5 protein-coding genes and 1 pseudogene are annotated in these 5895 nt (G+C 59.6%); 1 reads left to right on the forward strand and 5 read right to left on the reverse strand.

The genetic code is table 11. The features are described from left to right. Positions 1-177 precede the first annotated feature (177 nt). The 3 genes from ASF27_RS21690 to ASF27_RS14435 all read right to left on the reverse strand — a co-directional run bounded on the left by ASF27_RS21690 (position 178) and on the right by ASF27_RS14435 (position 2394). A complete protein-coding gene (locus ASF27_RS21690) occupies positions 178-783 on the reverse strand; it encodes a GrpB family protein (RefSeq protein ID WP_082479173.1) in 606 nt (201 codons plus the stop codon). A 204-nt stretch (positions 784-987) separates the two neighbouring features. Then, positions 988-1449, reverse strand: coding sequence for a hypothetical protein (locus tag ASF27_RS14430; RefSeq protein WP_056361175.1), 462 nt, complete (start codon positions 1447-1449; stop codon positions 988-990). A 369-nt stretch (positions 1450-1818) separates the two neighbouring features. Beyond that, a complete protein-coding gene (locus ASF27_RS14435; RefSeq protein WP_056361179.1) occupies positions 1819-2394 on the reverse strand; it encodes a TetR/AcrR family transcriptional regulator in 576 nt (191 codons plus the stop codon). Between the two features lie 113 nt (positions 2395-2507). Between ASF27_RS14435 and ASF27_RS14440 the strand changes: the two genes are divergently transcribed. Next, entirely contained in the window at positions 2508-3206 is a 699-nt protein-coding gene (locus ASF27_RS14440; protein ID WP_056361182.1) for a glutathione S-transferase C-terminal domain-containing protein, read from the forward strand. A gap of 234 nt (positions 3207-3440) precedes the next feature. Here ASF27_RS14440 and ASF27_RS14445 read toward each other — a convergent pair whose 3' ends face one another. Together ASF27_RS14445 and ASF27_RS14450 are read right to left on the reverse strand one after the other, a co-directional pair. Beyond that, on the reverse strand, positions 3441-5117 hold the full coding sequence (locus tag ASF27_RS14445) for a methyl-accepting chemotaxis protein (protein WP_082479175.1): 1677 nt from the start codon (positions 5115-5117) through the stop codon (positions 3441-3443). Positions 5118-5690: 573 nt separating this feature from the next. Then, a pseudogene (locus ASF27_RS14450) lies at positions 5691-5895 on the reverse strand (hypothetical protein); the annotation flags it as partial.

The raw sequence follows: 5895 nt of genomic DNA on the forward strand, positions 1-5895 counted from the left end.
TGCGCCTGTCACCCTCCCGGATCTGGCCTTCCGGCTACCCATGGCCGCCACCATGCAGTAGCCTTCCAATTGGCTCGGTCCAAAATACCGGTCAGGTCATGTGCATTCACCATGCCTTGCGGCGCGAGCGGCTGGCTGCACGAGCCGACATGAGAGAAGCGCCGGCAGACCTCACTGTCAACCCGGAAGTGCGACGTCCGTCCTGGGTGGTTTCCTGCCTGTCGGCCTAGATAAATAGTCTCTCCCCACTGAGGAGCCCCGCCAATCAGTCAGAGCGGCAGTTTCAACCGCCTCGATCCATGCACTCTTGCATGCACCATACGCGTGAGAGTCGTCGGGATAGAGCGCCCGGCAGCGGGCTTTCTCAATCTCGTAGGCGGCAACGACTTCTGGCCGCTTCCGAAGGTGGTCGCGAAAAGCGAGATGCCGGTCGATGTCCGGCGCACCGATGGCATAGCAGTGCAACTGGACAAGACGCCGCCCGGTACTCGGCTCATTCTTTGTAGCGTAACGACGTCCCGGAAGCCCAAACTCACCCCACCAGTCGTAGCCAATCTGTTCGAGGTTCGTCTTCCTCAGGTCCATCTCACAGAGGCTTCGAACGACAGGCAGGAGATCGAGGATCGGCTTTGCCCTCAAACCTGGGATGGCCGTTGATCCGACGTGGTGGACGAACAACAGAGCTGAGCCGAGCGCATCATGCAGAACGGACGCCTCCGCGAGTGCCGCTGCCAACCAATGTGGATCGTGATTGGCCAACTCGACTTTGAAAGGTGGAGGCATCGTGCTCGACAATTATGGCGGCTGATATGCACTTTCGCACTTCCTATCACGGGCTCGCAATGGGTTGGAAACGGAGGGTTCAGTCCACGAACGCGCGGGCTACCGGCCCCGAGGCTTATGTCGGGAATATCATCGGATCTCCGACATCCGGCCTTATAGGACAAATGTCTTGTTTGGGTGGAAAGCAGACGGCCGAAACACTGCTCACACAGTGGGTCGTTTCCGAAGCATGCTTTGCGCAGCGATGACGCCTGAAACAAGCGAAGAGAGTAACGCCATACCGCTGATCGCCGCTAAGAGTGTAGTGTTGCGCGGGCCGATGACGACCGCTTCGCCGCAGGAGTCCGGACGAGGTATGAGACGAACGATAGCGCCAACATGCGCGCTCTCATCCCGACCCCCCAAGAATATCTTATCCCTGCACGCCACTGAGGCGCCGTTCGCGATCCTGGTGAAGGCGATGTCCGCAGCGAAGTCGCTCTTGTGCGGACGCAGCGACAGCACGGTAGCCGCCGTCGCGGGCATCGTCCGCATCATTACCTCTTCGCGACTGGATCGGATAGCCAAGCCTCCGAACAGCAGGCCGAAGAAGCACAGCATGAGCGCGCTATAGGCGAGAAAGGAGCGATCTGCCCTTTCCCGGGTAGGAGCGAGCGGCTCAGACATTCTCGGGTAAGCCTCCGCACGCCGCTGGTCAGGTGTTGGTCGTTAGCCTCTATCCTCGCACAGGCAAACTACCAGGCTGCTAAGGGTCGGAAACGGACGGCACGACTCACGAAGGGGTGCATTACCGCCCTCAGGGCTCAATGTCGGACATACCGTCAGATACCCGATATATCGCTCAGGTTGCTATTAACCCACTGTAGACCCTCGGAAGGTACGCCTCACAGCAACTTGATAGACAATGACCTGCGGCAGGGTTGGGTGGAAAACAGCGGGTCTGCTTCTAGATGAGACATGCGCTGGATCGGTCGTTCGCGTGGATCGGATGCGGCGGAGGCACTAAAACTCGCTATGTCCAGATACAAAGCTTAACTAGCCTGGGAGTAATCCCATTCGTTGGTAGCTTTCGATCAATGTGTCAAACAATTTTACGTCCGAACGGCTGCGAGCGATGATCTGCGCCCCAGCGATAGCAGCATAGATGGCGCAAGCCCTTAACTCACCCTCGGCGTGCGAGGCGAGTTTGGCAGCGATCAAATGTTCGCATAGCCAAGCGGTGTTCACGTCGGCGAAAGTTTGCACCTCCTTCAACACTGGCTCGGGCAACGCGTCATGTTCAGTCGCCATGAAGCTGCTCAGGCACATGCGATTGCCGTGCTCCAGGGATAGCCGGAAGATGCTTGGGTATCGCTGCAGCGCTTCGGTGGGGCTTCGGGCATTCGTCGAGATGGCTTCGAGATCGCGGGCGATGTCTTCCCAGTAGCGCCGTGCAACCGCCTCGCCGAGGAGAGCCTTGGTGGCGAAGTGGTAGTTGATGCTGGCAGCCTTGATGCCGACGGTCTCCGCGAGGTCGCGGAAGTTGAGGCCGCCGTAGCCATGGGCCATCGCCGCCTCCTTGGCGGCCACGAGGATGGCCTCCCTCACATTCCCCTTTGACGTCGCTGCCATGTTCAGCCTCCGCCTGTCATATGGCAGACAGGGGTTGACGGGGCAAGATCATCGCCATAGTTTCGTGCCTGTCATCTGACAGACAGACTGGTTGCCTCGAAAGCGAGAAGACGATGTCCGACAAGCTCAAGCTCTTCACCTCCCCCTCGGCCTTCCCCAACCCGCAGCGCCTGCGGATTTTCATGCACGAGAAGGGCATCGCTGATCGCTTCGACGAGACGATCTACGACATGTCGCCAGTCGGCGAGCAGCGCGGTTGGAGGCACCTGAAGATGAACGCCTGGGGCGAGACGCCGACCCTTGCGCTCGCCGATGGTTCTTACCTCAGCGAGACTTCCGCCATCGCCCGCTATCTCGACGACACGTTCGAGGGCCGCAAGATCATGGGGGCGACGGCGCATGAGCGCGGTCTCGATCAGATGTGGGACAGCCGGGTGTGGGTGCACATCCTGTACCCCATCGTCACCGCCTTCCACGTCCTGCACCAGGGACTGGGCCCAAAGCTCGAACTGACCAGCAATCCGGCTTGGGGCGAGCATTCACGCAAGGTGGCGCTGGCGCATGCCGGTCTCGTGGACCGGCATCTCGCGGATGGCCGCGATTGGCTGCTGGGTGGCGATCAGCCGACCTTCTCCGACATCACGTTGGCGACGGCGATTGCGTTCTCCAAGTTTCCCGTCAACGCCACCCCGCTCGATGAGCGGTTTGAACACCTGGATGCCTTCTGGCGGCGCTGGCAGGCCCGACCGGCTTTCATCACTGCGTATGCTGATCGAAGCAGCGGTGTGCCGGAGATCGACAATCGCACATGAGCGTTCGGCGGTCGGGCTTGGCAACCGTCCGACCGCAACGCTGCTCTGAGCGGCGTTCTGCGACGGCTGCTTTGGGGATGCGACAGCGAAAGTACTCACTACCGGCTTGGGTCGGATGCGGAATGGCAGCTTGGGGTGGCTTGGAGACCGTCCGCTTCCCTCCCGGTTGCGAGGAAAGCTGACGTCGAATTGACGATTGAGTTCTATGTTGTTTGCGGGGCCGGCGAATCGTGGTCAGGCCGCCCGAACGGTCGCGAGGAAGCGTGTCACCTCGGTCCCGAGATGCTCGGACTGGCGCGAAAGTTCGGAAGCCGCCGACAGCACTTGGCTCGCCGCAGCGCCGGTCTCTTCGGAAGCCCGCGCGACGCCCGCGATGTTCTGCGTGACCTCGCTCGTGCCCGTGGAAGCCTGGGCGACGTTGCGCACGATCTCCTGTGTCGCGGCGCCCTGCTCCTCGACGGCCGCCGCGATGGAGGCGGCGACATCGTTGATCTCGCGGATGCGCGTCGTGATCGAGCCGATGGCGGCCACGGCCTGACCCGTCACCCCCTGGATCTGTCCGATCTGCGTGCCGATCTCCTCGGTGGCCCGTGCCGTTTGAGCGGCCAGTTCCTTGACTTCCGTGGCAACCACCGCGAAGCCGCGCCCCGCCTCACCGGCCCGCGCCGCCTCGATGGTGGCGTTCAGCGCGAGCAGGTTGGTCTGGCTCGCGATGTTGGAGATCAGCCCAACCATGTCTCCGATCCTGGCCGAGGCTTGGCTTAGAGCCTGCACGAGGTGCATGGTCTGGTCCGCCTCTCCGACAGCCACCTGCGCGAGATCGGACGAGCCAGAGACCTGGCGCCCGATCTCCTGGACGGAGCTACCGAGTTCCTCGGCCGCCGCGGCCACGGTGTGGACGTTGGCTGCGGCTTGCCCGGCGGCAGCGGCGACACTCACCGACTGGCTCGCGGTCTCTGCCGCCGTGCCCGTCATCGTCTGCGCAGTTGCCTGCAGTTCTGTTGCGGAGGATGACACCGCGCCGATGATGCCGCCCACCGCGTGCTCGAAGGCGTCGGCCATCTGGCGCATGCCGGCCTTGCGCTGCTCTTCGGCATCGAGACGCGCCTGCGCGGTTTCTTCCTCCAGTGCGCGCGCCCTCAGCAAATTGTCACGGAAAACCTGCACGGCGGATGACATGAAGCCGATCTCGTCGCGCCGGTGGGCGTAGGGAACCTCGGCCTGTGCGTCCCCGTCCGCCAGACGCCGCATCCGCTCGGTCATGCGAGTGATGGGACGCGACACACCCAGAAAAGAGTAAGCCATTGCAGCAAGTGCGAGGAGAACTGCAACACAAAGCGTCATAAGCATTGCACGGACTGCGGCTGCTTGCTCGTTACGAATCTCCGAGCCTACATTTTTCCCTGTCTCGAGTTTCAGATTAACAAGTGCCCGCGTTGCATCGGCAACCGCACGGTAAGGGCCATACATCTCGCCGTTGAGATGGAGGATGGACGCATCCCGGCTTCCGAATGGCATATCCCGTAGGGATTGCCAGGTTGGCTTGAGGGATTCGTTCTTCGCAACCAGGTCGGAGTAGACTTTCTTTTCCTCATCCGTACTAATGAAAATCTTGAAAGCTTCAATCTTCGCGTTTCGGTCGCTGATGAACTCCTCCACCTTGGCGAGGGTTTCCGCTCTTACGCTTTCGGTCGTTGCCGTTGCATAGCGGAACTGCCAGAGCCGCCCGCGGGTGACCAGGACATTGATGGCATTCGCCTCATTCATTGACGGAATTGTTGAATCAAGTAGCTCTGCAGTCCTATTGGAGATAGCATCGAGCTTTATCAAGCCGACAGTACCCTGCGCTAAGGATAGCGTCAGCAGTGTTGCGAACGATCCAGCGAGGGCATCTCTAATCTTAATCTTCATTAATCAACCTCATAGCCATGATCGACATTCTAATCAAATTTTATTAATCGATTGCCAACATACCTAATGAAATATATATCAAAATTTCGCATTTTAATGCTTGCGCTACGATAAATTGAGCGCTCTTGCGAATCATTATACATGCCTGTCAGGCTTGCGTTTAGATATGCGCTTATTGAAGTTAATGTATGGCTTCAATAATCAAAATATAGTTGAATTTTATGCTTGAATGATAGGCGAATTTTGCAAAAAGGTTCGTCAAATCAAGCCGTCATATCAGACGGATATTTGTTTCATTTCAAATTTATATTGGCGTTCGCTTTCGAGCGTATCGTCGCTTTCAGAGAACGTCCGAAGTCCGGTTGCCACCCCAATCTGAAGTTGTATAAGGGCTGACGAACGGCGGCTTTGGAGAAGCGCCGACGGCGGTCTGGGCGGCCGGGTAGGGTCGGGACCGGAATGGCTCCTCTGGGTGGGAAGCGGAATGGCGGCTTACGAGCACGGCTGATGATTGACCGACATTCGAATCGAGGCCGTGTCTGCCAGCGACGATGCAGTCACCGGTATGGGCCGCTAATTCTCGTACCTGCCTACAATCCGGTCGAGGAGTACATGCGGGACCGTCAAGGCCGACAGCATCCGAAGGGTGAGGCACAGGAGGGTGGCGGCGGGGTCGTTCGCATCGGCGGCGTAGAGCGGCCAGAGGCCGGCGCCTAGAACAAGCGTCAGCCCGAATACCGGCAGCGAGGCGCAGACAGCCTTGCGCATCGTGTCAATG

This window comes from Methylobacterium sp. Leaf102 (assembly GCF_001422425.1).
Lineage (GTDB): Bacteria > Pseudomonadota > Alphaproteobacteria > Rhizobiales > Beijerinckiaceae > Methylobacterium.

Coding starts and splice junctions, on each gene's coding strand:
- ASF27_RS21690 (WP_082479173.1), bottom strand. CDS start 783: ATGCCTCCACCTTTCAAAGTCGAGTTGGCCAATCACGATCCACATTGG.
- ASF27_RS14445 (WP_082479175.1), bottom strand. CDS start 5,117: ATGAAGATTAAGATTAGAGATGCCCTCGCTGGATCGTTCGCAACACTG.
- ASF27_RS14435 (WP_056361179.1), bottom strand. CDS start 2,394: ATGGCAGCGACGTCAAAGGGGAATGTGAGGGAGGCCATCCTCGTGGCC.
- ASF27_RS14440 (WP_056361182.1), top strand. CDS start 2,508: ATGTCCGACAAGCTCAAGCTCTTCACCTCCCCCTCGGCCTTCCCCAAC.
- ASF27_RS14430 (WP_056361175.1), bottom strand. CDS start 1,449: ATGTCTGAGCCGCTCGCTCCTACCCGGGAAAGGGCAGATCGCTCCTTT.